This is a genomic window from Pseudoalteromonas sp. 68 DY56-GL68 (assembly GCF_041414825.1).
In the GTDB taxonomy this organism is placed as follows: domain Bacteria; phylum Pseudomonadota; class Gammaproteobacteria; order Enterobacterales; family Alteromonadaceae; genus Pseudoalteromonas.
In genome coordinates this window covers 436800-463313 of the sequence record NZ_JAOCZL010000020.1, presented here as the reverse complement: position 1 = coordinate 463313, position 26514 = coordinate 436800, and the positions used below count along the sequence as shown (strand labels likewise).

Genomic DNA, 26514 nt, shown 5'->3' with positions numbered 1-26514 from the left:
GCATCGCCCTTACAAGGCGAGGGTCACTGGTTCAAGTCCAGTACGACCCACCATTTACTTTTTAAAGAAAAAAGTTAAAAATGGTAGCGAAGAAAAAAGATTATATGGGTCGTTAGCTCAGTTGGGAGAGCATCGCCCTTACAAGGCGAGGGTCACTGGTTCAAGTCCAGTACGACCCACCATTACTTTTTGAAGCAAAGAGCATCGCAACTCTTTACAACGAAAAGGCTCGGTGGTTAAGTTCAGTAAAACCAACCATTTAATCTTCAAAAATTTATATGTGGGTCGTTAGCTCAGTTGGGAGAGCATCGCCCTTACAAGGCGAGGGTCACTGGTTCAAGTCCAGTACGACCCACCACATATAAACACTTTCTTTAAAGACTCCTTTTTATCTCTAGTTTCAAAAGCATCGCCACTCTTTACAAAACACAGGCTCGATAGTTCAAGTCCAGTACGACCCACCACATATAAGCCCTCTTCATACAAAAAATCTTTACACATTTAAAAGCATCGCCACTCTTTACAAAGCACAGGCTCGATAGTTAAAGTCCAGTACGACCTAACACATATAAACATTTAACAGCTTTTCAATACCTGAAATTTAAATACTGAATTAAGCCATTATTTAGCATGAATTATCAGTCCTAATTATACTAAACCTGCAAATTGCCTTGTCAGCAGCTAGACTGTTTATTATAGTCACCTTTAATATCACTCGGTCGCAAGTCCAATGCCTACAAAGATTTTTTCGAAAGCTAAAATATTAATAGTGGAAGAGCAGCCGCTAGCTCAAAGCTATATGAAACAATCTCTTGAAGGGTTAGGTTTTCGTCAACTTCGCTTTGCTGAACACGCAATAGCTGCCAAGGAGCAATGCCAAGTTGAACAGTTTGATTTAATTGTTTGCTCATTTAATTTAAGCAAACACCAAGATGGTTATCAGCTCTATGAAGAGCTAAAAGTAAAACGTTATATTAAAAGCTCAACTGGGTTTATTTTTATTTCAGCAGAGACAAGCGGCTCATTAGTTCATAGTGTATTAGAACTACAGCCCGATGACTTTCTTGTTAAACCATACACAATTTACGAACTCAAAAACCGTATCGAAAAAGTACTCATGCGTAAATACCATTTACAGCGTGTGTACCAGCTAATTGATGACGATAACGACTCTAAAGCAATTAAGCACATAGACGAGCTATTACAAAATAAGAGTAATACTTATAGTGCTATTTTGTTACGGTTAAAGGGTAATGCCCTACTCCGCTTAAAGCGTAATGAAGATGCAAAAGCTTTCTTCAAGTCAGTACTCAATATTCAAAAATTTACATGGGCTAAAGTGGGCTTAGTTGAAGCGCTTATCGCTAATAACGAACATATTCTCGCTCAGCGTATGCTCAAAACGATGTTACAACGCAATGAAACTCGCTTAGTCGCACTCGATTTACTCGGTCGCTTAGAGGTTAAACTAAACCAATTTGACGAGGCTCAAGCTTTCTTCAGTCAGGCTGTTAATATTGCTCCCCGTAATATTTCTCGCCAAAAAGCACTCAGTCACGTTTCCTTGCTTAATCATGATTATGAGAAAAATTACCTAACACAAAAAGATATTGCCAATTACGCGAAACACTCTATTCATGATCACCCTGATGTTTATTTAAATGCCGCACGCGCAGGCATCGACTTTGCGCTTACGACAGATCAAAGCGATCAAGTTAATCGTATCTCAAGGCAAACTAATCAATATTTAAATGATTTAAAGCAGCAGTTTCCGAACAGTAATAACCAAACTCAAATTGATGTTTTAAATGCACGATTGCACTATTTAAAAGATGAACATCAAAAAGCAAAAGCACTGATTGAACAGCTTGATGAAAGTGATACGCAAATTCGCTCTGTCGACGGAGCACTTGATAAAGCAAAAGCTTTTCACGAACTTGGTTTTCATAACAAAGCACAAATGCTTTTTAATCAAATAATTACTCATTGCGAGCGACACCCATCTGTCAGCGACCCAGTTTATGTACGCTATATTCAACAGCAACAAACAGAGCGTCGTGACATCAAAATGGGTCCGAAAGAGTTAAACAATCACGCTGTTTCGCATTTTAATAAAGGTCAGCTCAATGTTGCACTCGAAGCATTTACACAAGCTTTTAGAGTCATGCCTAAAAATGCCAGCATTGCGCTAAATCTATTGCAGTGTTTATTTGATAACAATGGGCAAGGTCAATCCTTCAACCTTGTACTTGCCAAAAAATGCTACCGCTTGCTAAGTAAGCACACGCTTGAAGATGAGCAAGCCGCGCGTTTTGAAAAAATAAAAGCCCGCGCAGCAAAAATGAACCTACAGCTTACTGATTAAAAACTGATTTACTGGGGGCTTCTTTTGAAAACGTATTTAAAACACTTTCTTTTTTTAATCACTTTACTGGGCGGTATTAATACGAGTGCCTCATCAGAGCTACAACACTGGCAACAAGCAAAGATCAATTGGCAAAGTGAAGCTGGTAGCCATATAAATATATTAGCTGATGAGCAGCCTGCTTTTATGGCTTTAAAGCCTTATATTCCTCTATTCGAGAAGCTAACTGGTATTTCTGTCGGCTTTCACCCACTTGAGCAATCTCAAATGCGTATTAGACGCCACCAAGATTTAAGTGAAGGACTTGGTTTATATGATGTTCACCCAATGGGAATTACTTTTTTAGGTGAAGCACAAAGTCATGGCTGGATTGAGCCCTTAGCACCCTATTTAGAAAATCCACTAATTACCGATAAAAGTTGGTATCAATTAGAGGATATTAGTGAACGAAGTCTTGCGCTCTGCCGCATTAATGGCGCACTGTATTCACTTCCTTTTGATTTTTCTGCGCCAATTTATTTTTATCGAAAAGACTTATTTACACGTTTCAATCTTAAAGTCCCCGATACGTATGCAGAACTATTAAAAACAAAAGTAGCATTACAACGCGCTATTGATACTGATCCTCAATTAAAGGGTATGCACGCATTTGCCTCTCGCACCTTACCTGGTGCAGGGTTGAACACATGGACTATTTTACCTATTATGCGGGCTTACGGTGCACAGGTAATCAATGAACATGGGGAATCAGAGTTTGATAGCCCTGAAACAGAAGATGCCTTAAAGATGTATCGCAATTTAGTAACTGGCTATGGCACACCAGACAATAGCCGGCTTTTACATTTTTATGAGTTGCGAAACCAGTTTAAGCAAGGAAAACTCGCATCCGCTTTTTTAGCCTCACATTTCTACAATGAAATTGATACAGCGGAAGAATCCGATATTTGGAATAAATGGGAAGCGGCCCCTTTACCAGCGGGCCCTGTTGCGCGAGAAACCTCTCCTTGGGCTTGGGCGTTTACAATTAATGCTCATTCAAATAATAAAACAGCTGCGTGGTTATTCATTCAATGGGCGACAAGTGAACAAACAGCCTCATTATTAAGTACTGGCGGCTCGCCCCCACGAAAAAAAGTATGGCACGAAAAACTGTTCACTCTTGTCAACAAACCTGGCTTTAATAACACTATGCTATGGGTATTTGATCACGCCACACCAGATCGCTTACAAGCAGGCATGGTTGAATTTCCGGTTATCGGAAAAGTCATTTCATATACATTTAGTCAAATCTTTTATGGTGCAGATATTAAAGAATCAATAAAAGCCACCCATGCTAAAATTAACGCCGATATGAAGCACTTAACATCAAATAGAGCGGTTCAACAATGAGAGTCAGTATTGCTCATAAAATTTTGATGATTATAGGTTTTACCATCACTCTAATTTTGGGGGTGAGCACTTCTATGCATGTAGTTGAATTAAAAGAACAGACTTTACTGAACATGAGTGAGAAAGCCGATGCGATCGTTTCACCTATGCTCTCAGAAATCGACAATTTAACGACCGATAACACCATTGGCAGTTGGGTTTTAAAGATTCAGGGGATCACGTTAAAGAACATCTTAAAAAACAATACATTCGATGATCTTCAAACCATTTATTTTATTGATCAAAATAACTTTATTGCAGCTCACCCCGACACATCTAAAATTGATACGCTAGAAACAAATCAAGTAATACTCAAGCAACTTAAGCCAAATCAAAATACCATCGTGCCTTTAGATCAACAATACGCTGTTGCCGTACCCATTGATAACCATCAAGGTGAGAATATAGGTTACGTTATTGTGACCTTTTCAGACAAGGACTTGGCCCTAAAAACAAAATCAATCATTAGTAATGCAATATCTTTATTTGCAATTTACCTACTTGCTGCGATGATCATTGCCTATATCATCATCAGGCGAATTATCTTACAGCCTGTAGAGCAACTTGTAGAGTTTTCTCATGCTGTTACCACAGGTGATTTAAACTGCCCTATCAATATTAAAAGCCAAGATGAAATTGGTACCCTAGCAAGTGGCTTTAAGATGATGCGCGCAGCGGTAAGGCAGCAGATAAACAGCATGCATGAACAACACAGTCAATTAGAAGAAACCATCGCTAAGCGCACACAAGAATATATTGATGCGAAAGAGCAAGCTGAACAATCTAATCAAGCCAAAAGCCGCTTTTTAGCAAATATGTCACATGAGTTAAGAACACCACTCAATGCGGTGCTTGGGTTTAGCCAATTACTACAAGACAGTGAAACAGACAAAAACAAGCGTCGCTACTTAGAAGCAATATCAATTTCAGGTAGCTCACTACTCAATGTTCTTAATGATATTCTTGATTTGTCAAAAATTGATGCTGGAAAAATGCAACTTGATATAGATCGCGTCGAGATCCCGACTATCTGTCATGAATTAAACATGATGTTTTTGCAATTAAGTGCCCAAAAAGATCTCGACTTTAAAGTGACAGCTCACCCTGGCTTCAAAACACCCGTATTACTTGATAGCAATAAAGTACGCCAAGTACTGACAAACTTAATCAGTAATGCGATTAAGTTTACCTCACAAGGGTGTGTCGATGTGTATTTCGACTTCAAGCCTCATGATGATGAAAGTCATATCGATATTGCTATTCATGTTAAAGACACGGGCAAAGGCATTCCTAAAGATCAGCAAGATTTAATCTTTAATGACTTCGAACAAGTTCAGGGTCAGCGCAGTTCAGAGTTTGGGGGAACAGGCCTTGGATTAGCAATTTCACTACGTTTTATTAAATTAATGGGTGGCGAGTTATCGGTACTGAGTGAAAAAGATAAAGGCAGTGAGTTTATTGTATCAATTCCTAATGTTGAACTTGCGGAATCAATGGCCGAGGTAGAGCATCGTAACTACCCTGCTATTTCAAGCTACCACTTTAACCCTGCGCGTATTTTAATTGTCGACGATATCCCCTACAACAGAGACTATTTAGAGTCATTTTTATCACGTTGGAGTTTTACTATAGATACCGCTATAAATGGAGAAGACGCACTTAAAAAGGTAGAACAACAGCAACCGGATTTAATAATCATGGATTTAAAAATGCCAGTAATGGGTGGGCTAGAAGCATGTCAGTTAATTCGTAGTGACGACCGTTTTAAACACATTCCAATTATCGCAGTAACCGCATCCTCGTTAAAAGATGAAAAGGCACAATCGAATATTCTAACTGACTATATAATCAGTAAACCAATATACCGAGAGCACCTTATCTTTATTATTGCCCAGTACTTAGATTAGTCGCATTTTTTCATGGCAATAGCATTCATACAATAACGAAGGCCACTCGGTGCTGGGCCATCAGGAAAAACATGGCCTAAGTGCGCATCGCACACATTACAAACCGCTTCTATACGTTGCATTGCGTGGCTGTTATCCATAATATAAGCAATACTTTCTTTACTGCTTGGTTGCGTAAATGAAGGCCAACCAGTACCACTGTCAAATTTTTCATCTGCGTCAAACAGCAAATTATCACAGCATACACAAGCGTATTTACCAGGTTCGAATAAAGTACATGAACCAGAGCTGTGTGGGCGCTCTGTTCCTTTTAAACGTGTCACATAAAAGGTGTGTTCATCTAACTGTAACTGCCACTCAGAGGCGCTCTTTTCGACTCTGCGCGGCGGAGTCGGATTACCAGTTTGTGCGAACGTTAATATATCTTGCCAAGTTAACATAAGGCCCCCTCAAGATTTAAAGTATGCCAAGACACTACATCAAAAAGCTAAGGCTCGGCAAGCCTTAAGATGTTATTGTAATTTTCTGCCGTTCACGCGCTGATAAAATGATATGAAGATGTGAAATTATTTCAGCTTTAGAGACACTCAGTACTGCATGCAACCGTTGTGAGTTAATGTCTTCGATAACAATACTTCCCTCACCGACACTGATTGTTTTGATTTGCCCTATTAACACAAATTCGGCTTTACGTTTAAAATCAAATAATCCCGCTAGGCTTATTAAAGCAAGCTGATTAACATCTCGCTTGATTAACTCTTCAACTGGGTTTCTGTTTTTAAATAAAGGAGTAACTCGGTACAACGCAGAGCTTGTTATCACACACCAAAAAATAACAAACAATGAAAAAAGAGCACTATTCCACAGTGGTGTGAAAAGCCATAAAAGCAGTAAAACGAACGCAATTGCCACTGAAATTTTAGCTAATAGCTTATTAACACGAAGCATTTTATTCTCCTTTTTTAATAATTGGATCAGGCCAATCATTAAAAAATACGCTGAGGTAACGACTTTTCAGTAAGTACAACAACACCCATAATACCATTACCATTTGACACGCTAGAAACAATGAAAATTGATAATGACTATGCGCTGCTTGATATGTAAGCCAGCCTAGATCAATGATTGCACATAAAATTAATGGCCAACGCATAAAACGCCATATGCTTGCGAGTCGCTTTGCGCTATCAGGGTTGTCTTGTGGTCGTCTTAAACAAAATATAACAGCAGGTAATAAAGCAATGGCCGCAATACCGATAGAAAAAAAGAAATCAGACTTACTGCTAAAAAATAACGACATAATATCTAAATCAGGGCGACGACTCAGCGCCGCCATAATCCAAATAAAGTAACTGCGTAAAAGTACTAATAAAGATAAATGAAAAGCTATAGGCGTTCTATATGCTCCGTATTTATCCCAATATTCAGGCCCATAACGCATTACAGTTGGTTCTTTCTATCAGCGATAATACCCAATACTAAAAAGGCAGCTGTGAGTGTCAAAGCCAACCATTTTACACCCAACAGCATAAGCAGCTTGCTCAAGTAAGGGGTAATAAATACAACCAATAACCCCATACCGAACCCTGTGACTAACACAAAACACAGAATACGTATAATGAAGTGACGACGTGCCACAAAACGCTTTGTTATTTTAATGATATCGTCCGCATAGAGAGATAAAAAACAAACCACTAACAATAACGAAATATTATATAAGTGAGGCTGCAACCAATGACCTAGAGTTAATGCAAGCGACGACATTGCCTGTAAAAAACTATCCATTGTGTTCACCTAGTAATGCGATTAAATCGGCTTCAGTCAAAATATCAATTCCTAAATCTTGTGCTTTAGTCAGTTTAGAACCGGCTTTCTCACCAGCAATTAACGCATCTGTTTTTGCTGAGACACTTCCCGATACTTTTGCACCTAATGCCTGTAAACGCGCTTTTGCATCATTACGGTTAAGCTCACTTAGCGTACCTGTTAGAACATAAGTCAGCCCTGCTAATGGCTGCGCATCTTCACTTGGAGCACTCAACGCAGGCCAATGAATGCCCTGCTCTATAAGTGCATTAACAACGTCCATATTATGCTCTTCAGTGAAGAAACCACGTACATGTTTAGCAACAATCTCACCAACATCACTGACTTCAGTCAATGCATCAACGCTTGCTTGAGTTATTTTTTCTAGGGTTAAAAAGTGGTTTGCTAAGTTTTGTGCTGTCGCCTCACCCACTTCGCGAATACCTAATGAATATAGAAACTTGGCTAACGTTGTTTGCTTAGCGTCTTGCAATGCGTTGACTAAATTCTTAGCAGACTTAGGTCCCATACGCTCAAGTGATTCAAAATGACCCTGCTTAAGGATAAATAAATCAGCAGGCGTTTTAATCAGTTCACGGTCAACTAACTGGTCAACAATTTTGTCACCTAAGCCATCGACATCAAGCGCTTTACGTGACGCAAAATGCTTAATTGCTTGCTTACGCTGCGCTTGGCAAACTAAACCACCTGTACAACGAGCTACCGCTTCGCCTGCAATGCGCTCCACATGCGAATCACAAATTGGGCAAGTAGCTGGAAATTCAATCTCTTTGGCATCGTCAGGGCGGCGCTCAAGTACAACCTGCGTAATTTGTGGAATAACATCACCTGCACGGCGAATAATCACGGTGTCGCCTATTTTAACGCCCAATCGGGCAATTTCATCGCCATTGTGAAGCGTTGCGTTAGACACAGTGACGCCGCCTACAAATACTGGCTCCAAACGAGCAACGGGGGTAATTGCACCGGTGCGGCCTACCTGAAACTCAACATCGAGCAGTTTAGTTACTTCTTCTTGGGCAGGAAATTTAAAAGCAATTGCCCAGCGTGGTGCACGTGCAACAAAGCCTAAACGCTCTTGTAGTTTTTTATCGTTTACTTTGATCACCACGCCGTCAATTTCGTATTTTAATTGTTCGCGACGAACTAAAATATCTTGATAATAGTCGAGCGCGGCCTGTTGACCTTCAACCAGCTTTGTTTCAGGGCAAAGTGGTAAGCCCCAATCCGTCAACTTAGCAAGTTGTTGGTAATGATCTTCCGGTAACTGACCATCAGCAACCAAACCTGTGCTGTAGGCATAGAACATTAATGGGCGTATTGCTGTTACTTTAGAATCTAGTTGGCGTAAGCTTCCTGCCGCTGCATTACGAGGGTTAACAAATACTTTTTCACCACGCTTTTGAGCTTCAGTATTAAGCTTTATAAACCCAGCGGTATCCATAAATACTTCACCGCGAACCTCAAGCTCTGCAGGAATATCATCACCACGTAACTTAAGCGGCACATTTCGAATCGTTTTTACGTTCTGGGTAATATTTTCACCGACCATGCCATCGCCGCGAGTGGCTGCTTGTACAAGCACGCCATTGCGATAAATAATTGATACGGCTAAACCGTCAAGTTTTGGCTCACAACAAAATGTCAGCTCGTTATTATTCATAACACGTTCTTTAATTCGGCGATTAAAGGCTGCAAATTCTTCCTCAGAAAACGCGTTATCAAGTGACAACATAGGTACTCGGTGCGTTACTTGCTCAAATTTATCAAGTGCTGCACCACCCACCTTCTGGGTAGGTGAATCAGGGCTTTGAAATTCTGGATTCGCTTGCTCAAGCGCACTTAGCTCACGCATTAAACGGTCGTATTCTGCATCAGGAATACTGGGTGCATCCAGCACATAGTAATTATGGTTATGCTCTTCTAACTGGGCACGCAATTGAGTAATTTGCTCAAAGATAGGGCTGGACATGAAAACCTCAAAAATCTACATAAAAAAGCCACTTAAACGAGTCATCGCCAAGTGGCCTAAAATACAAAAAATGTGCAACGACTATTATGCTGAAAAGCTTCTTACTTTCTCAACATACTCTCTCACACTGTCAACCGTCATTTCTTCACGGTTGCTATTTAAAATAGTTGCACCAAATTCATCAGCAAGTTTTTTAGCTGCGCTGTGCAACATATTAAAGGCACTTAAGCCATCGCCTTCACATGGTAAGGTCATAAATAAGCTTACCCCTGCGGTACTAAATTGTTCCATATTATCAATATCGAATGTACCAGGGTTATACATGTTCACTAATCGGAACAACACAGGCCCCGTACCCGCAGGGTCTAGGTGACGATTAAAGAAGCCTTCTTCTGAATATTTGAAGCCAAGCATATTAACAGCAGGTAACAATTGGCTGCCTTCCATCGATAAACCTTCAGGCATTTGCAAGTGAACAATAATAAAGTCCGTTGGTTGCACTTCTTGTTGCGGCTCATCAGTCACAGATTCAACCTCTGATGGCTGCTCTTCTTCGACTGGCTGCTGTTCGATTTCAGGCTCAAGCTCGCGCTGATCATTCTCAGCACTAAAGCTTAAATCACCAAATTCAGGTTCATCGCGTTCTTGAACAACAGGCTCTGGTGTATCTTCGACACTTGGCGTCGGTTCGTTAGGTTCGACCCGATCTTGCTGCGTAACCTCTGGATTGTCTTTTTTCCGTACAGACCAAAGTCCGTGTATTAATAAACCACCAATCACAAACACACTGATTACGATTAAAGCCCATCTTAATTCTTCGGCCATCCCCTCACCTTTATTATTTGATCTGCCTAACTAAATTTATGCATGTGCCATTTGCACTGCTTGTTCAATATCTACAGCAACCATCCGAGAAACACCGGGTTCAGCCATAGTTACACCAGTCAATCTGCCTGCCATTTCCATGGCAATTTTATTATGACTAATATAAATAAATTGCACCGATTGTGACATCTCTTCTACCAAACGGCAAAAACGACCCACGTTCGCATCATCCAATGGCGCATCCACTTCATCTAGCATACAGAATGGAGCTGGATTGAGCCTGAATATTGAAAACACCAATGATAATGCGGTCAGCGCTTTTTCTCCACCACTAAGCAGGTGAATTGTCGAATTTTTCTTGCCTGGTGGCCTTGCCATGATGCTCACCCCACTTTCCAGTAGATCATCACTGGTCAATTCAAGGTAAGCACTACCGCCACCAAACACTTTGGGGAATAACTCCCCAAAGTCAGTGTTTACTTGTTCAAACGTCGCCTTGAAACGATTTTTTGTTTCTCGGTCGATTTTTTGAATCGCCCCTTCCAGGGTATTTAATGCTTGTGTTAAGTCATCAAGCTGCTGATTTAAATAATCGCTACGTTGTTTAGCCTGCTCAAACTCATCTATTGCCGCTAAGTTCACCGCGCCAAGCTCATTTAAAGCTTGCGTGGTTTTTGTAAGCAAAGTTTGCATGCTATTTAAATTGGCATTGTCAGGCAGTTCTTCAAGTACTGTTTTTAAATTTTGTTGCAGTTCTTCAAGTGGCTCTAAAGCCGCTTGTGCTTTAACGATTAAACTTTGCTCATCCAGTGCCAATGCTTGCAGCTGCTCTTGCAACGTCACCAACTCAGATTGCGATGATTTCAGCGCTATTTGCTTATCAGCAAGCTCCTTTTTAGCTTGACTCAATGCCGCTTGCAAGTTTTTCAGCTCAACGTCACTTTGTTGATGCTTTTCAAGCAATAGCATAATTTGCTCTGCTACTTCTTCAAGCGGGATCACTAGCTCTTCTAGTTGCTCGGTGAGCTCTAATACAGCTTCACTAGCCGCACTTTGGGCGGCATTAGCATGCTGAAGTTTAGTTTCGCTAAGTTGACACTCACTGCGAGCTTTTTGTTCGGCCAAATTTGCTTGATGTGCTTGCGTTTTATATTGCTCAAGCTGAGAAGCCACTTGGCGATAGTTGTTATTTGCCTCAGTTTGTTGATGTTTCGCCTGCTCTAACTCAGTTTCAAGTTCTAACTGCTGCTCTAACAATTGCTCAAGTAAAGTCTGCTGCGTTTGTTGCTGTTCGTCGGCATTTTGCTTTTGCTCAGCCAGTAACGTTTGACGCTGTTGTAACTTAACAAGCTGGTTTTGCCACTGCGTTTGCTGCTCTAGCAACATATCGCGGCGAGTACTGGCCGATGCAATCTGCTGAGCCGCTTGGTGAATTCGTTCTCTGTATTGCTCTTTGTCAGCGGTGAGCGTTTTTTTATGTGCTAGATGCTCATTTAACAATTGCTGCTTGGTTTCTAATTGCTCGTTGAGCTCTTCATCTAACTGCTGTGCATCGCTAAGCTGAGCATATTTTAAAAGCAAAGAATTGTCGGTGTCTTTATTAGCATCGGTATGAAAGTTACGACCATGTATACAGCCTTCTTCATCAATCACAGCCAGCCAATATGGATCCGCCAAAATAGCGTCATCAAAACAAGGTTGAAATGCAAACCGTGCTAATATGTCAGGGTAAGCACCCGATTCGATATAATTTACTAATGACTCTTTTGGTAGCTCAGCATTATTAGTTACAGGCCAAACACTATTCGGCTCTTTATATTGACTGACCTTTAGATGCTCAAGGCCAAGTAGGGCTTGCTCAACTAACGGCTCAAAACCAGAAGCCACTTTTAACTGCGCTAATAAAGAGACACTCCCGCTGTCGGTTTGCTCTGATAACAAAGAGTTAAGCGCAGCTATGCTGGCTTTGTTTTCATTGCTGTGCTGTTGAACCCGCTTTAAATCCTGCTCTAAGTGCTGTTGGTCTTTATCCGCTTGTTCTAGATTGTGAGTGAGCTTATTTAGCGCACTTTGTTGCTGCGCAAGCTCTTTTGTCAGTGTTTGAATATGCTGTTGTTGCTCAGCAATTTGCGCTGCAACTGGGGTCGCTTCTAGCTCACTAATTTCAGCGGCAAGTTGTGTCTGCTGAGTTTCAAGTTGTGCAAGACTCAGGGCAAAGTGAGCCTGTTGACTCTTTGCAACATTAATATCACTACTATGAGCTTGATTTTTATGTAAAGTGCTTTGATATTGCTCATTGGCACTTTGCGTTTGTTGCTGCTTAAAAGCGACTTGTTCTTCAACCTCTGCAACTTGCTCAGCGCACAACAAACTTTGCTCAATCGCATCTTGAAGTTGCTCTTGTAAAATGGCGGCAGAAGCATGTTGCTCTTCTTGCAGCTCTTTGTTTTGTAACTGCAATTGTTGCTGTTTGATAAGGTTTTGGCTAAGTGTTTGCTGTTGCTGCTTTAAACTGATCTGTTGCTGTTCTTTGCGTGTTAACTCTGTATGAGTTTGATGCTGAGCCTGCTGAGCATCTTGCAGTTTCTGCTGCTCAAGTTGCACCTGATTTTCAAGGCTGGCTAAAACATCATCATGGCCAGAATGTGCTTCTCTAAAGAACTGAATTTGCTCTTTAAGTTTATTGATTTGCTCAGCTTTATCGATTTGTTGTTGGTGTAACTTCTGCCACTTTAAAACCGCAATTTGCCCTTTTAAAGTGCGTTCAGTGGCTTTTAGTTCTCGGTATTTTTTTGCATCGACTGATTGCACTGCAAGCTTATCGAGCTGTGTTTGCAGCTCTTGTCTTACATCAAGCAAACGTTCAAGGTTTTCGCGGGTACTTTTAATGCGTGTTTGCGTTTCACGACGACGCTCTTTGTATTTTGAAACTCCCGCGGCTTCTTCTAAAAAAACACGCAAGTCAGCCGGTTTGCTCTCTATTAAACGCGAGATCATGCCCTGCTCAATAATCGCATAGCTGCGCGGGCCAAGACCTGTGCCTAAAAAAATATCAGTAATATCACGCTTACGGCATTTACTGCCATTTAGAAAATAAATTGACTGACCATCTCGGGTCACTAGGCGTTTGATCGCCACTTGGTTTCGATCAGCAAAGGTATTCGGAAGATGGCCACTGGTGTTATCAAACACCAACTCAACAGAGGCTTGTGAAATAGGTTTTCGATTAGTTGAGCCGTTAAAAATAACATCGGTCATGGCATCGCCACGTAAGTTTTTAGCTGAGCTTTCACCTAGCACCCAACGCACTGCATCAATGACGTTTGATTTGCCACAGCCGTTCGGGCCGACAACACAGGTCATCTGATCAGGGAATGGGATCTTAGTGGGTTCAACAAACGATTTGAAACCCGCTAATTTTATGGTGCTTAAGCGCATCTAATTGTTTTACCGATTTTTATTGTTATTCTTCAATTTAACCCATTTTAGGGTAAAAGGTTAAGCGTGGCGCTTAAAATTATCTAAAATAATACCCGTTGCCATTGCTACATTAAGCGATTCTGCTTGGCCATAAGCCGGAATAGTGATTTTATCAGTAACTAAGCTTTCGCAATCAGCACGAATACCATGGGATTCACTGCCCATGAGTAATACGGCATCTTGCTTGAGAGCAGTTTTGTGAATGTTCTCACCTTCTAAAAATGCGCCATACACAGGAAGGTTTAAACTAGGTAAGTAACTGGTTAAGTCGGTTTGTGTGACACACACGCGAGCAAATGAACCCATGGTTGCGCTGATGGTTTTAGGGTTATAAGCATCCGCACTGTCTGTGCTGGTAACAATATGCTTAATACCATACCAATCAGCAACTCGAATAATCGTTCCTAAATTCCCCGGGTCCGACACGCCATCAAGGGCTAAAATAAGTCCCGATGTTGGTAATGCTTGCTGACTTGGCATATCAACAACAGCAATTGCGGCGTTGTTACTAACAAGTGTACTGGCTTTAGTTAGGCTGTCTTCATCTGCTTCAATGACTTGATGGGCTGCAAGTGCTGATTGGTGCGCAGAAATAAATGCAGGAGTCGCAAAAATATGAGCAATACTTAAACCACTGTTTAGTAATTCAAGTACATTTTTTTCGCCTTGTACAAGGTACTGATTGTATTGCTTACGGTATTTCTTTTGACCTAATGCACGAATTAGTTTCAGTTGGTTTTTTGAAATCATAACAGCCTCATAAAATGATGGTTTAGTATATCAGATTCTGTACTCGAAAAACCAAGGGGAAAGTGCCAATTGCTTATTCAATCAGCACTTTTAAGAGACACTAGCTAATTAATAGGCATTAACTAATTTTCGTCAGCCATTCATTTAACCAAGGCTCAGTAACAGGCCAAGGCTCAAAATCTTCACAGGCATCAATTTCTAAACGATGACCAACAGGTTTTGCCTGTAAATCGCGAAACAGTTCATCAAAACTGCGACCTGCACCACAAAACGTATCGCCATAGCTGCGGTCGCCCATAGCAATAATGCCGTATTGCTTGCCTGTTAACAGTGGGAATTGATCGTTTAATTGGCTGTATAAAGCGATTAAGTTATCAGGAATATCACCCTGACCCGTCGTTGATGTGATCACTAAAATATGTGATGCAGCAAGCATGTCATCAACCGTGCCATTTTCAACTAATTGCGCTTGATGCTCTGACTTTTCAATAACTTCAATAACTTGCTCGCTTAAACGCTCAGCACCGCCATAGACACTGCCGACAAAAATACTAATAGTTGCCATAATAATCCTTTTCTTCTGTTGGCCAGCCAAGTTGCTGGCAAATCGTTAACATTGCATCGCCTAATGGCGCTCTAATTGTTATTGGTTGTTTGCTATAAGGGTGCACAAACTTTAATTCAGAGGCAAATAACATTAAACGACGAAGCTGGAAATGCTCTCTAAAAAATTGATTATGCTGATTATCACCATGATTTACGTCACCAATAATTGGCAATGATAAATGTTTTAAATGACGACGAATTTGATGTTTGCGGCCAGTTTTAGGAAAACACTCCACCAGCGAGTAACGAACTGTTGGGTACTTACCAATTGGAATAGGTAAGCTTGCTTGGTGCAGACAATGAAATTGCGTTTGTGCTTCTTGCGGTGCTTTATCTTGATCAGCAAACTTATCGGCAATTTTATCAAGCTCTTCTTTTAAAGGTTTATCTAAGAAGATTGATTCGTTTAAAAAGCCTCTTACTAAAGCTAAGTAACGCTTTTCAATTTGCCCATCAATAAACAACTGGTTCATATCACGGGCCGCTTCTGAACTTAACGCAAACAGTAATACGCCTGAGGTTGGTCTATCTAAACGATGAACAGGAAACACGTGTTGGCCTATTTGGTCACGCAGCATTTGCATTGCAAATTGGGTTTCGTGTTTGTCTAAAAACGAACGGTGAACCAATAAACCGGATGGTTTATCAATCGCAATGTAATTTTCATCGCGGTACAGAATCGTTAACTCGTCAAATTGTGGCTTAACAATCTCTTGCATCTTAGTCATCACTCAAAAGTTGATCGAGTTTTTGTAAAACACTAATTACTTCATTAGCACCGCTGTGTTGTACCAGCATCATTTCAGCCATAGGCGCAATTGCAAAATTACGGGGTAAAGGCTGAGCATGTGTGATTAAAGCATGCATTTTTTCAAGAAAAACAAATTGCAGCCATTGCTCAAAAGCCATGGTGTCATGACAAAACGGCACACTAGAATTGAGTGCACTTGGGTCAATCGGTGTTGTTTGCCAAAGTGAATGGCGTTGTAATGTGGATTCTAATTCGCGCAGCAGCGCCAAAGTCTGTTGATGCATTGTAAAACTCTTAATACCTTTGTGCTTAGTATACCCTGTTCCAAGGCGCCATGGTATGGCGTATAATTCGCGCCTGATATAGATTAATTACGGTAATTGAGATTTTATGACTGAGCAGATCGCCACATTAGGGCAACTTCTGGATGCAGCAGGTACCACTTGGCGTGCCTTCGATATTGGCAGACACATCACGAAATTAGACAAAAAACAATTTCTTGCCATTGAAGAAACAAAAATCCCTTACCCATACCCGCTTGCTGGTCATGCTTGGCTTGCTATTCAATTTTGGGATGTAAAAGCGTCTAAAGAACCTTATGTATGGTTTTTAAAATTTCCATTAGATGAGCAAAGCCGCCTAGTAAGCGCAAGCCGCGATCACTTTGCAAGTATGGTAATTGAAGCACTTGGTACAGAAATTACCGGTGAAAATGCCGAGGGCAAACTTGATAACAACCCGTATGTATTTACGCCAAACGCCAACAAGCTAGCTGCATTTAATGCACAGGTTAAATGTTTACTTAAACAAAGTGCTTCACAGTACTACGAATATGCTCAGTTGTATTTTTCAGGCAAACTGGGGTTTGATAATTGGCAAAGTGTTGCAGTACAAGGTATTGCTGATTTTGCGATGCGTTTAGATAACGACAACAATTTAGCAAACCTACAAGCAGCTTGGGGGCAATTACCTGTCGAAGTATTACAACCGCTAAGTGCAATGCTTGAACATGTTGCAATCGAACCCGTATTTGCAGAGCAATTGTTAGCCTATGGTTTAAACGCCATAGAACAAAAAGACGACATTGCGCTTGTTGCAGCTCTTAGAAGCTTATCAAAAACACCAGCGCAAGGTTTAACTGCACAACTTGTTGATGCTGTATTACGCTCTGATATGAACACCCACTCAGATGTACTATTAACGATTGCAGGGCGTTGTTTTAGCACACTAGAAGACCCAGAACGCTTACATGTGTTTATGGATTGCTGTGCACACCACACTGAAATTGAGCAACTGTTTGTGAGTATTTTCACCGATTTAGTTGCAATTCCGAGTATTCGCCCTCACTTATTAGGTTTATTAAGACTAGAAAATCGAAGCGAAACACTCGCTCGAGCAATTGGAAGGTTATTTTCGTAAATGGCAGGCTTGTGGACACTCATTATCATTGGCAGCATCATCTACTTTTTTTGGTTAAACAGAAAAGTAGCCGAAGCAGCTAACCTCCATGCACAAAGACAAATTGAGCAGTTAAATGTGCAATTGATGAGTGTCGCTTGTAATAAACGCCGACTTGGGATTTTAAAAAGTGGTAAACCGGGTATTAAAAGCGAGTTTATTTTTGAGTTTTCAAGTGATGGGCAAAGCGTATATCAAGGCGTTTTGATCATGGAAAACGAATTGCTTAAGAGTGTAGTGATACCACCGCACAAAATTTAAGTTGCGTATAAACGAAGTAATTTTGATTGCGAAAAATACAAAGCCCAGAAAGAACTAAGGCGTAGCTACTAGCCACGCCTCAATCTTGCTACTTCCATGATAAAGTATCCCTACTCTTGCCGAAGCTGCCGTTTTTTTCTATCCCCTGAACGGGTATACATCCAGATACACCCACCATGCAACATCATGTCGCATTTAACACATCCCGGTGTCGTCCTCTTGCCATCAATGGCTATCCACTTCGTTTTCCAAACGCTCCTTTAGCTTCCTGCTAAATAATCCCTTACTCAATCCTTTTCAACCGCTCCGCGATCGTACTGCATCCTAGCAGTTTCCTTAGTCGTCCTTGCTTCCCTTTTAAATTGTCCTTTTGCTTCTGTCCTTTTGCTTCCTGCTAAGCATCTTTGCTAAATTGCCAGCGTCCTAATCCTTGGCATCAGTTCATTCATTGAACCTGTGTCGTCTTGACATGATTAAGTTTAGTGGAATGGAGAAATCAGGATAGGTACAAAAAGCAATTTTTTTGCGTTCATATTAAAGTAAGATATAAGAATTCTTTTAAAAACATTAAGATAAGCAAAAACGGGTACAAAATTTGAGTATTTATTCTGATAATACTTACAGCAATGTGAGATAAGTCTCACATTGCAATTTCCAAAACGTCCGTTGGTTATTTTGCACTCTTAAACATAAGGTCACCATTAACCTGATTAAAGCTTAGTGACTTAAATATTTCAAAGCTCTCTGAGGTAAAAAACTCGCGCTGTTCCGCACGTGTCACAAATACAGCGAGACCCGATGTATTAGGACTGCTTTGTAATAAATCATCAAGTCCTCTTAGTAAATAACGCCCAAGGCCCTGCCCCTGAAAGTGCGGGTCCACGGCAATAAAGGCTAAAAATAAATAAGGTGCTTTTTGCGATAATGCTTCTCGTATTGTGCGCTCTTTTTCAATCAATTGATTGGTTTGCAAATACCCTGCACTAAGCATTAATTTCAAGCGCCAGTGCCAGTAACGTTCGGCTTGAAGTTCACTGTTTGAGTCAAAAACACACGCAACGGCTTTCAATCTTTTTTGAGAGTACAACCCAATTAACGGCTGCTTTTCTTGCCAAAAGCTGGCCAGTTCTTCACGCACAAGGGCTCTGAGCTTACTTTCGTATTTAGTGGGGCTATCTGGTTGGTATCCAAGTACATTCTTTAACACAGGGTCATCATAATAAGCTTGGTAAATAAGACTTGCAGCTATACTGATATCTTCAGCACTGAGGTATTGCACACTGAATGTGTCGTGTTCGGCTATCGTTGTCATACTCATCCTTTGTTTGGCTTTATTATTTTTACCACTAGACTATATATATACCTAAGCAAAGCTAAAAACAAATTCAGCGTAAGTTAAACTGACATTCTCCATTATTATTTTTAAGCAGTAATAAATTATCACCATACACAAGGAGTAGAACTATGGATACGACAAAACATGATATTTCAACCCTCTTTGCACAACTTGGTTTACCAAGTAAAGAAAGCGAAATAGACGCTTTTATAGCCTCACATCAATTGTCAGATACAACTTTGTTACAGGAAGCTCCGTTTTGGGATGAAGCACAGCAACATTTTCTAGCCGAGTCGTTAGCTGAAGATGGTGCATGGAGCGAGGTGATTGACGAATTAGACGCAAGGTTACGCCAGTAGCTTTCGCTCCCTTATTTACACACTAATATACCTAATTTTAGCGTGTAAATAAGGAAATTAATTTCACTCCATCTCTATTATTGCTACCATACACGCGCACTGTGGCCCATACGCTACGGTGCTTTTTAGTCTTTATTAAAGAGTTTATACAAAAATGAATGCCGTTGTATTTGATGCAATTAAAACCCTTCTTGATGAAGGTAAAACCCCAACAGTTGCCCTAACAAAAAGTAAGCTAGCAGAACCTATGCCGATGCCAGTAATTATTGCAGCTGTAAGCCAATATAAAAACAATCCGGATTCAATTAAAAATTTCATTAATAACCCATCAAATGAGAAACTGAGTACACCAAAAGAAAGTCAATTGGATCGTATCGAAGCAAAATTAGATAGGTTATTAGCACTGCTTGAGAAAAAATAATGTTTGTTGTCGATCTGACTTTTGATTGCTACCAAGATACCACCCTAGAGCTTGCTGAGCAGGCGATAAACCGCTTAGTCAATGCGCTTCGTTTTAACGGCCAGATTATTGGGGATGAATTTCCTACAGTTTTAAAAGATGGATTTTTTATCACCCGCGTGATGTGCCCGACCGAAGATGCAATGCATCCTCTTAATAATAGCCCGTTTGTAAAGCACAGTATTGAGCAACTGCACACTGCGGGTTTACTTGCACCAAAAGTTAAAGTGATCGGCCAAGACATTCACTCAAATGGCGCAGACATGTGTCATGATCCGTCGTGCTATATTTTATACACTACCTACGTGCATACCTGTAGCCCTGTTTATTGTGGTGATGACTTTTTACCTGTGCCGTTATTCCGCATTCCTGCGATTGCCAATGGTGATTACAAAACACTGATAAAATGGCAAGAAGACTGGCAAGCATGCGATCAAATTCAGATCAATGGTGCAACCCGCTGTGAATTTCCTGCTCTTGAGGAGCTAACCAGTATCAACAGTGATTTATACCGCCGTGGGCGAGATATCACTAAGCGTATTAGCTACCTAACAAAGAAGCCAGTTTATTACTATTTGTATCGCGTTGGTGGAGTCGATAAAGAATCAGAGCTTGAACGTCGTTGCCCTAGCTGTAATGGAGATTGGAGACTGCCCGAACCATGGTTTGGCTTATTTGATTTTCGTTGCGAGCCCTGTGGCATTGTTTCGAATATCTCGTGGGACTTTCAATAACTCAATAAATGCAATAACCAGATACACAAAAGGGGCAATCGCCCCTTTTACTTATTAAGTTTACACCGTTACTTTATCTAAAAACTCACTGATGCTGTTTGCGAGTACGTGATGTGGCTTTTTACCCACATACTCTAAGCAAACCTCCCCGCTTTCAACCAGTACAGTAATAAGTAAATCATCTTGCTCTGTAAGACCAATAAACACCGTTTCTGGCTGCTTTAACTTACGTTTCATGAGTACATGGCCAGTAATATTCTGCTGCAAACGGCTAAAATCATCTTCATTCCATGCTTGCAGCAACTCAATATGATGATCGTCGATACGAACTAGCAAGTTTCCTGCATACAGGTGACCAAATAACACATCCAGCTCTTCAGGAAAATTAAGCTCTAAAGCATTTGCTAAATCATTTAAAGATCCCTTGGGCTGTTGCGCTGCTGCTCGCCACTGAATAAGGCCTTGCTCATCAACATCACCTTGCTCACACGGGCTAGGCCATGCTTCATCATGCTCAATAACGGGTAATCTTTCCGTGCGCTCTAGGCATTTTTCACTAAATGCTTGGTGTAGTTTTTCTAGTTTTAAAGAAACGGACATACTGCGAAACTCATTAGCTTTGGGTATAATGTCGCCATTGTAACCACAAAAGTGTAAAGATGACAGATTACAGCAACTCTCCCGAATTAAAAGACAGTGTGCTTGGTAAATCAACTGAGTATATAGACACCTACACACCTAGCTTATTGTTTCCTATTGCCCGTAAACTTAATCGTGACGCATTAGGTGTTAGCGAAAATAACTTACCATTTAAAGGGCAAGATATTTGGACTGGCTATGAGTTATCGTGGCTCAATAATAAGGGTAAACCAATGGTTGCTGTAGCGACATTTGTGTTTCCTTGCCAAAGCAGTCACATCATTGAGTCAAAATCATTCAAGCTGTATCTGAATAGTTTTAACCAGACACGCTTTGCAGCTATTGAAGACGTACAGCAAGCTCTTTCTAGCGACTTATCTGCCGCCGTGAATGCGCCTGTCGTCGTCACTTTATATAAAGCTGACGATTATAACTGCTTGCCATTTACCGCGTTACCAGGCGAGTGTATTGATGATCTTGATATCGAAATCAACAGTTACGATATTGACGCAAGCTCGCTTCGTCACAATGGCAATGACGTTATCTCAGAAACACTACACAGCCACTTGCTAAAATCGAACTGTTTAATTACCTCACAGCCAGATTGGGCAAGCGTGATTATTCGCTACAAAGGTCAAGCAATCTGCCATGAAGCCTTATTAAAATATTTGATTTCGTTTCGTACTCATAACGAGTTTCATGAGCAGTGTGTAGAGCGTATTTATTGTGATTTAATGCAGCAGTTAGACCTTGAAGAGCTTGAAGTGTATGCCCGCTATACACGCCGCGGAGGTTTAGACATCAACCCTTATCGCTCAACGAATCAAGACGAAACGCCCTTTAAGGTGAAAATTAATCGTCAATAAGTAAACGACAATAAAAAACCGAGTTGAACTCGGTTTTTTATTGTCAGGCAATTACGAGTAATTATTCGTCTTTAAAAATACCCACATACGTTGGTGATGTATTTGATTTACTCGCACGATACATACCCGCAGTATTAAACGGTAAGCTGATATTGCCTTTAGCATCAATGATGATCACGCCACCTGTGCCGCCAACAGGCATTAAAACATCGTGAATCACTTCGTTACCCGCCTCAACAATCGTTTTACCTTGGTATTTTACACGCGCACAAATATCAGCTGCCACATTGTAGCGAATAAAGTACTCGCCATGCCCTGTTGCAGATACTGCACATGATTCGTTTTCAGCAAACGTACCGGCACCAATTACTGGCGAGTCACCAACACGGCCAAAGCGTTTTGCTGTCATACCACCGGTTGAAGTGCCTGCGGCGATATTGCCGTTTTTATCGAGCGCAACGGCACCGACGGTGCCCATTTTATAATTAACTGGCAAGGCTTGATGTGCAGCTTGGTAATCTTTACTGGTTACTTTTTGCTTATCTAATTTTTCTTTAGCTTTTAAAAGTGCTTCATAGCGATTTTCTGTATCAAACAAATTATTTTCAACCAAAGGAACACCTTGCGTTTTTGCAAAATCTTCAGCCCCTTGACCACTCAGCATCACGTGCACTGACTTTTCCATCACTAAACGAGCAAGGTTAATTGGGTTTTCAATGTGTTTAATGCCTGCAACTGCGCCAGCTTGTCGATTACGGCCATCCATTATCGAAGCATCTAATTCATGCGCGCCATCATAGGTATACACAGCACCACGACCAGCATTAAAAAATGGCGAGTTTTCAAGTACATTTATAGCTGCTGTAATTGCATCTAAGCTCTCACCGCCCTTCTCTAGCACTGTGTAGCCAGTTTCTACTGCCTCTTTTAATTTTGCCCGATAGGCTTTTTCTTGCTCTGCTGTAAAGCGGCTTTTTTCTATGGTGCCAGCACCACCATGAATGGCAATAGCAAACGGCTGCTCTGCGCTGTAAGTTGGAACACTGAGTGACAATGCGCTGAGCGCAATAGCTGAGGTGAGTAATGTTTTTAACATAATGGGCACTTATATTTATTTTGGTGATAAGCCCAATGTGAATAATTCGTCGGCAATTTTCAAGTATTACCCGATGAAAGAAATAAAAAAAGCGCCAAATGGCGCTTTTCTTTAGCAGTTTAAAATTATGCTTTAGCAGCTTTCAAACGTGCTAGACGTGCTACTTGATGAGTAGACGTTAAGAATGAGTAGATAGGCGCTAAATAGCCACGCTTACGAAGCTCAAGGAACTCTTCATCGCTTAATGCGTTTAGCTTTTTCTCATCTACAAGGTAAATACCACTGATGTCTTTTTTCTCACCTTTGATATCTACAGTTAATGTCTGCGCAACTAAAAGTTCTTTATCAGCTAAGAACTTAGTGAATGCGTCTGTTACTTGAGAAAACTCGATGAAAGAAACAAGTGCTTCTTTACGACGTTTAAGATATTCAGTCTCTTCACCATTTTCGAAAAGAGCATTACCCGCTTCTTCACTTACAAGTGGGCTTGCTTCGTCAATAACAATACCAAATTGGTCACCCTCAGGGTGTTTTACTAGACCAAGAGGATAACGTGTCATCGCCATAGGTGCGAAAGCGGCTGTCCATTTGTCATCTTCGATAAATAAGTTTTCGCCTGGCTCCAGACCAAAAATCGCAACAGCTTGGAATTGACCTGATTCATTATTTTTAACAAAAGCCATTGGAAATTCATTTGCGATACGTGCAAATTCGTGGGCAACCACAGGAACTAAATGCTGAGATTTCATGAACTCGACATGGATGCCGTTTTGAATTTTAGTGTTGGCATGTTTTTCGTTATGTAAAGGCTGTACTTGTTGCTCCGCCATGATACTGCTCCATTATAATTTTATATATGTTTTGCTGTTAGTGCCCAAAGCCTATCGGTTTTAGACACAAAAAGGAAGTGAAAATTTTGTGGCAGATTGTACATTATTTTTTAACACAAATAATTACTCAACAACGGTTAAAAAACAGCCTAGAAAAGCGGTGAATTAAGGCAAAATTCCCTCGCCTCTAACTAATTATTTTTGTTAGTATATTCATTAATGATGAGGAATTTACTGAGCATTTAAATGGAAAATTATCAATTAAATAAAAACTATAAAGTGCAGGTAATCAATATTGAAAGTATTGATGAAAACATCATTATTATCGATGATTTTTTAAGCCACCTTCAAGGTGTTTATCATTTCGCATCAAACGTCGCATACTTTCAACCTATCGGCACAGACGGCACCTTGTACCCAGGAAAACGCGACGAAATGCCAGCGCCTTATTACCGAGTATTTGAACAACTATTACAAAGCTTAATAACGCATGGTGTTATAGATTCTGGAAATAACAATCTCTATTTGCATAAATGTAAGCTCTCGGTCGTTACGCAATCTGCTAATGAATTACATGTCATGCAACGCATGCCACATATTGATTCAACAGATGATAAAACGTTTGCTGCCGTACATTATTTATCAAGTAAAGAATGGGGTGGTACAGGTATTTATAAATACAAACCAACAAATACAATTAAAATTACCGCTGAAAATCAAAATATCGTTCACGATATAATTAAAAATGTACAACAACATGAAAGTACACATCAAGGCTATTTAGATGAAAGTACGGAGCTATTTGAAAAGGTTATTGATATAGAGGCAAAACCAAACCGTGTGGTACTTTATAAAAGCAACCTGCTTCATAGTGCGGCCTTAAAAAACAACCTAGCATATAGCCAAGATATTAAAAATAGCCGACTCTCTATTTCATCATTTTTTAGAATTGAATAAGTGGCTTGTTAATTAAAAGCCACTTATTTGCTGTTTACTGTTTTTGCATTCCAAACTTTTTAATTTTCTCGAGCAACGCTCTGTGTGTTGGAAGCTCATCTAGCAATTGATTAACTCGTTGCTGCTTTAATGACGTTAATTGCTCAAAACCGCACACAGTATTTAGTGTGTCTGATGCAGGAAGGTAGCGCATTCCAAACAGCACATACAAGTAATTCTCAAGGTCGAACAAATCAAATTTACTTGCAAAGTCTTCTCTATTTGGCGCAAATCTTTGCCAACGCGCTAAGTTATTTTTCAATTGCTGTGATAATTGCTCATCTTTACGGTTATCAATCCAGAACTCAGAATCGGTTCTGTCTGAAATACAGTAATGCATTTTTATAAAGTCAAACGTCTGCTCCCACACGTAATTAACATGGCGATTGTAGTCATCAATCACTAATGCAATATCCGCTTTACAGCGAGGAAAACGCTTTGCTAGTAGGTTAGCAGAAAAGTCAGCGATTAAAATTGCAGTGGCTTCGAGTGGTTCTACAAACCCTTGAGATAGACCAATGGCGATACAGTTTTTATGCCACATTTTTTCCCTTCGCCCTACTTTCATGGGAATTTTTCTGGGGGTAAGGTGGTTAAATTTTTCACCTAAATATGTGTGTAATTTGTCTAACGCTTGTTGTTCAGTCATATATTTAGATGAATACACAAAACCAACACCTCTTCGCTGTGTGAGGGCAATATCCCAAATCCAGCCTGCTTGGTGCGCGGTTGCAATTGTATAGGGAGGAATTTCATCATCTGGCGAGGTAGGAACTTGTAGAGTGATCGCAGTGTCTGTTAGTAGGCAAGCTGACTTATCTAAGAACTCAACTCCCAGCTTGTTGCCAAGAATTGCTGCAGAAAAACCGGTGCAATCAATAACAAAGTCAAATGCCATTGCCACATCATGTTCATCAACTAAGTGTGTTATGTAGCCTGCATCATCTACTACAACATCTTTTATATCTGCAAAATGATGTTTTACAGAAAAAGATTGCTCTGCGTGACGACTTAAAAATGCAGCAAATTTTTTGGCGTCAAAATGATAAGCATAGCCATTAATGCCCATAAATTCTGGGGTAGTAATCGTCTTGGGTGCCAAGTTTTTTTCACAACATAAGTGCTGCTTTGAAACAAACGAAGCATAGTCAGACGACTCATTTGAAGCAAGCCAAGCATCTGTTAGTTGCTCACCGAAAATATGAGGATGATCAAACAAATGATGATAAAAGTTACTGCCATGTTTTGTTTTATCCAACCAATTAACAAACTTAATTGATTGCTTAAATGTCACATCACATTCATTAATAAAATCGCTTTCGCTAATACCAAACTTTTGTAATGAGTTGCGCATTGAAGGCACTGTACCTTCGCCAACACCGATTGTAGGAATAGTCGGTGATTCTATTAAAGTAATCTCAATGTTACTTCCTTGCAGAGACTGCCCTAAATGATTAGCAGCTAACCAGCCTGCGGTTCCGCCACCAACAATTGCGATTTTCTTTATCATTATTAACTCGCTTTCATTTACTCACAAAAAAGCCCAGTACAAACTGGGCTTTAATAGA

At 40.4% G+C, this 26514-nt stretch carries 26 protein-coding genes and 2 tRNA genes; 12 read left to right on the top strand and 16 right to left on the bottom strand.

The genetic code is table 11. The annotated features are described in order from the left end of the window. The first annotated feature begins 106 nt into the window (after window positions 1-106). From NYF15_RS13995 to NYF15_RS13975, 5 genes are all read left to right on the top strand, one after another. Window positions 107-182: transfer RNA gene (locus NYF15_RS13995), tRNA-Val, on the top strand. Window positions 183-282: 100 nt separating this feature from the next. Beyond that, window positions 283-358, top strand: a tRNA-Val gene (locus NYF15_RS13990). A 372-nt stretch (window positions 359-730) separates the two neighbouring features. Then, entirely contained in the window at window positions 731-2365 is a 1635-nt protein-coding gene (locus NYF15_RS13985) for a response regulator (RefSeq protein WP_371353866.1), read from the top strand. Window positions 2366-2389: 24 nt separating this feature from the next. After that, window positions 2390-3754, top strand: coding sequence for an extracellular solute-binding protein (locus NYF15_RS13980; protein ID WP_371353865.1), 1365 nt, complete (start codon window positions 2390-2392; stop codon window positions 3752-3754). A 74-nt stretch (window positions 3755-3828) separates the two neighbouring features. Beyond that, window positions 3829-5700 (top strand): ATP-binding protein, encoded by a 1872-nt coding sequence (locus NYF15_RS13975; RefSeq protein ID WP_165381475.1) that lies wholly within the window; start codon window positions 3829-3831, stop codon window positions 5698-5700. Here the strand turns inward: NYF15_RS13975 and msrB are convergent. From msrB to NYF15_RS13920, 11 genes are all read right to left on the bottom strand, one after another. After that, window positions 5697-6140, bottom strand: coding sequence for a peptide-methionine (R)-S-oxide reductase MsrB (gene msrB, locus NYF15_RS13970; protein ID WP_371353864.1), 444 nt, complete (start codon window positions 6138-6140; stop codon window positions 5697-5699). The two genes, NYF15_RS13975 and msrB, sit on opposite strands and share 4 nt — an antisense overlap. A gap of 64 nt (window positions 6141-6204) precedes the next feature. Next, a complete protein-coding gene (locus NYF15_RS13965) occupies window positions 6205-6648 on the bottom strand; it encodes a hypothetical protein (RefSeq protein WP_371353863.1) in 444 nt (147 codons plus the stop codon). Between the two features lies 1 nt (window position 6649). After that, window positions 6650-7141: a DUF2919 domain-containing protein gene (locus NYF15_RS13960; RefSeq protein ID WP_371353862.1), complete on the bottom strand. Its 492-nt coding sequence runs from the start codon at window positions 7139-7141 to the stop codon at window positions 6650-6652. Beyond that, window positions 7141-7485 (bottom strand): DUF3392 family protein, encoded by a 345-nt coding sequence (locus tag NYF15_RS13955; RefSeq protein ID WP_062569962.1) that lies wholly within the window; start codon window positions 7483-7485, stop codon window positions 7141-7143. The genes NYF15_RS13960 and NYF15_RS13955 overlap by 1 nt, the downstream gene beginning before the upstream one ends. After that, window positions 7478-9499, bottom strand: a complete 2022-nt coding sequence (gene ligA / locus NYF15_RS13950; RefSeq protein WP_371353861.1) for an NAD-dependent DNA ligase LigA — start codon at window positions 9497-9499, stop codon at window positions 7478-7480. Before ligA ends, NYF15_RS13955 begins: the two co-directional genes overlap by 8 nt. Before the next feature lie 84 nt (window positions 9500-9583). After that, complete coding sequence (gene zipA / locus NYF15_RS13945; protein ID WP_371353860.1) at window positions 9584-10324, bottom strand: cell division protein ZipA; 741 nt, start codon at window positions 10322-10324, stop codon at window positions 9584-9586. A gap of 36 nt (window positions 10325-10360) precedes the next feature. After that, complete coding sequence (locus NYF15_RS13940) at window positions 10361-13762, bottom strand: chromosome segregation SMC family protein (RefSeq protein ID WP_371353859.1); 3402 nt, start codon at window positions 13760-13762, stop codon at window positions 10361-10363. Between the two features lie 60 nt (window positions 13763-13822). Next, window positions 13823-14554, bottom strand: a complete 732-nt coding sequence (locus NYF15_RS13935) for an RNA methyltransferase (protein ID WP_371353858.1) — start codon at window positions 14552-14554, stop codon at window positions 13823-13825. Between the two features lie 118 nt (window positions 14555-14672). After that, a complete protein-coding gene (locus NYF15_RS13930) occupies window positions 14673-15119 on the bottom strand; it encodes a flavodoxin (RefSeq protein ID WP_105175164.1) in 447 nt (148 codons plus the stop codon). Then, a complete protein-coding gene (gene truC / locus NYF15_RS13925) occupies window positions 15106-15879 on the bottom strand; it encodes a tRNA pseudouridine(65) synthase TruC (RefSeq protein WP_119853338.1) in 774 nt (257 codons plus the stop codon). Before truC ends, NYF15_RS13930 begins: the two co-directional genes overlap by 14 nt. Before the next feature lies 1 nt (window position 15880). Further along, the gene (locus tag NYF15_RS13920; protein ID WP_119853339.1) at window positions 15881-16195 is read right to left on the bottom strand and encodes a YqcC family protein; all 315 of its coding nucleotides are present in this window, start codon (window positions 16193-16195) and stop codon (window positions 15881-15883) included. Between the two features lie 106 nt (window positions 16196-16301). On the opposite strand from NYF15_RS13920, the gene NYF15_RS13915 reads away from it, so the two are divergent. Beyond that, window positions 16302-17330, top strand: coding sequence for a DUF3549 family protein (locus tag NYF15_RS13915; RefSeq protein WP_371353857.1), 1029 nt, complete (start codon window positions 16302-16304; stop codon window positions 17328-17330). Beyond that, window positions 17331-17630, top strand: coding sequence for a DUF3301 domain-containing protein (locus NYF15_RS13910; protein WP_062569953.1), 300 nt, complete (start codon window positions 17331-17333; stop codon window positions 17628-17630). 670 nt (window positions 17631-18300) lie between these two features. Here the strand turns inward: NYF15_RS13910 and NYF15_RS13905 are convergent. After that, complete coding sequence (locus NYF15_RS13905; RefSeq protein WP_371353856.1) at window positions 18301-18948, bottom strand: GNAT family N-acetyltransferase; 648 nt, start codon at window positions 18946-18948, stop codon at window positions 18301-18303. A 146-nt stretch (window positions 18949-19094) separates the two neighbouring features. Here NYF15_RS13905 and NYF15_RS13900 point away from each other — a divergent pair, with 146 nt between their 5' ends. The 3 genes from NYF15_RS13900 (at window position 19095) to NYF15_RS13890 (ending at window position 20519) form a co-directional block, all read left to right on the top strand. Further along, window positions 19095-19325, top strand: coding sequence for a DUF2789 domain-containing protein (locus tag NYF15_RS13900; protein WP_036969581.1), 231 nt, complete (start codon window positions 19095-19097; stop codon window positions 19323-19325). Window positions 19326-19479: 154 nt separating this feature from the next. Further along, window positions 19480-19746, top strand: a complete 267-nt coding sequence (locus NYF15_RS13895; protein ID WP_062569950.1) for a hypothetical protein — start codon at window positions 19480-19482, stop codon at window positions 19744-19746. Further along, window positions 19746-20519: a Zn-ribbon-containing protein gene (locus NYF15_RS13890; protein ID WP_130150666.1), complete on the top strand. Its 774-nt coding sequence runs from the start codon at window positions 19746-19748 to the stop codon at window positions 20517-20519. The genes NYF15_RS13895 and NYF15_RS13890 overlap by 1 nt, the downstream gene beginning before the upstream one ends. 60 nt (window positions 20520-20579) lie before the next feature. On the opposite strand, the gene syd is transcribed toward NYF15_RS13890, so the two are convergent. Further along, window positions 20580-21119, bottom strand: coding sequence for a SecY-interacting protein (gene syd, locus NYF15_RS13885; protein WP_371353855.1), 540 nt, complete (start codon window positions 21117-21119; stop codon window positions 20580-20582). Between the two features lie 59 nt (window positions 21120-21178). On the opposite strand from syd, the gene queF reads away from it, so the two are divergent. Further along, window positions 21179-22024: an NADPH-dependent 7-cyano-7-deazaguanine reductase QueF gene (gene queF, locus NYF15_RS13880; protein ID WP_371353854.1), complete on the top strand. Its 846-nt coding sequence runs from the start codon at window positions 21179-21181 to the stop codon at window positions 22022-22024. A gap of 61 nt (window positions 22025-22085) precedes the next feature. Here queF and NYF15_RS13875 read toward each other — a convergent pair whose 3' ends face one another. Together NYF15_RS13875 and NYF15_RS13870 are read right to left on the bottom strand one after the other, a co-directional pair. Then, window positions 22086-23120 carry an isoaspartyl peptidase/L-asparaginase family protein gene (locus NYF15_RS13875; RefSeq protein WP_371353853.1) on the bottom strand — a complete coding sequence of 345 codons (1035 nt, stop codon included), beginning with the start codon at window positions 23118-23120 and terminating at the stop codon, window positions 22086-22088. 125 nt (window positions 23121-23245) lie between these two features. Next, window positions 23246-23950, bottom strand: coding sequence for a SapC family protein (locus NYF15_RS13870; RefSeq protein ID WP_130150662.1), 705 nt, complete (start codon window positions 23948-23950; stop codon window positions 23246-23248). Between the two features lie 246 nt (window positions 23951-24196). Here NYF15_RS13870 and NYF15_RS13865 point away from each other — a divergent pair, with 246 nt between their 5' ends. After that, complete coding sequence (locus tag NYF15_RS13865) at window positions 24197-24907, top strand: DUF6445 family protein (RefSeq protein WP_371353852.1); 711 nt, start codon at window positions 24197-24199, stop codon at window positions 24905-24907. A 34-nt stretch (window positions 24908-24941) separates the two neighbouring features. On the opposite strand, the gene NYF15_RS13860 is transcribed toward NYF15_RS13865, so the two are convergent. Further along, window positions 24942-26456 (bottom strand): tryptophan halogenase family protein, encoded by a 1515-nt coding sequence (locus NYF15_RS13860; protein WP_371353851.1) that lies wholly within the window; start codon window positions 26454-26456, stop codon window positions 24942-24944. Window positions 26457-26514: the final 58 nt, after the last annotated feature.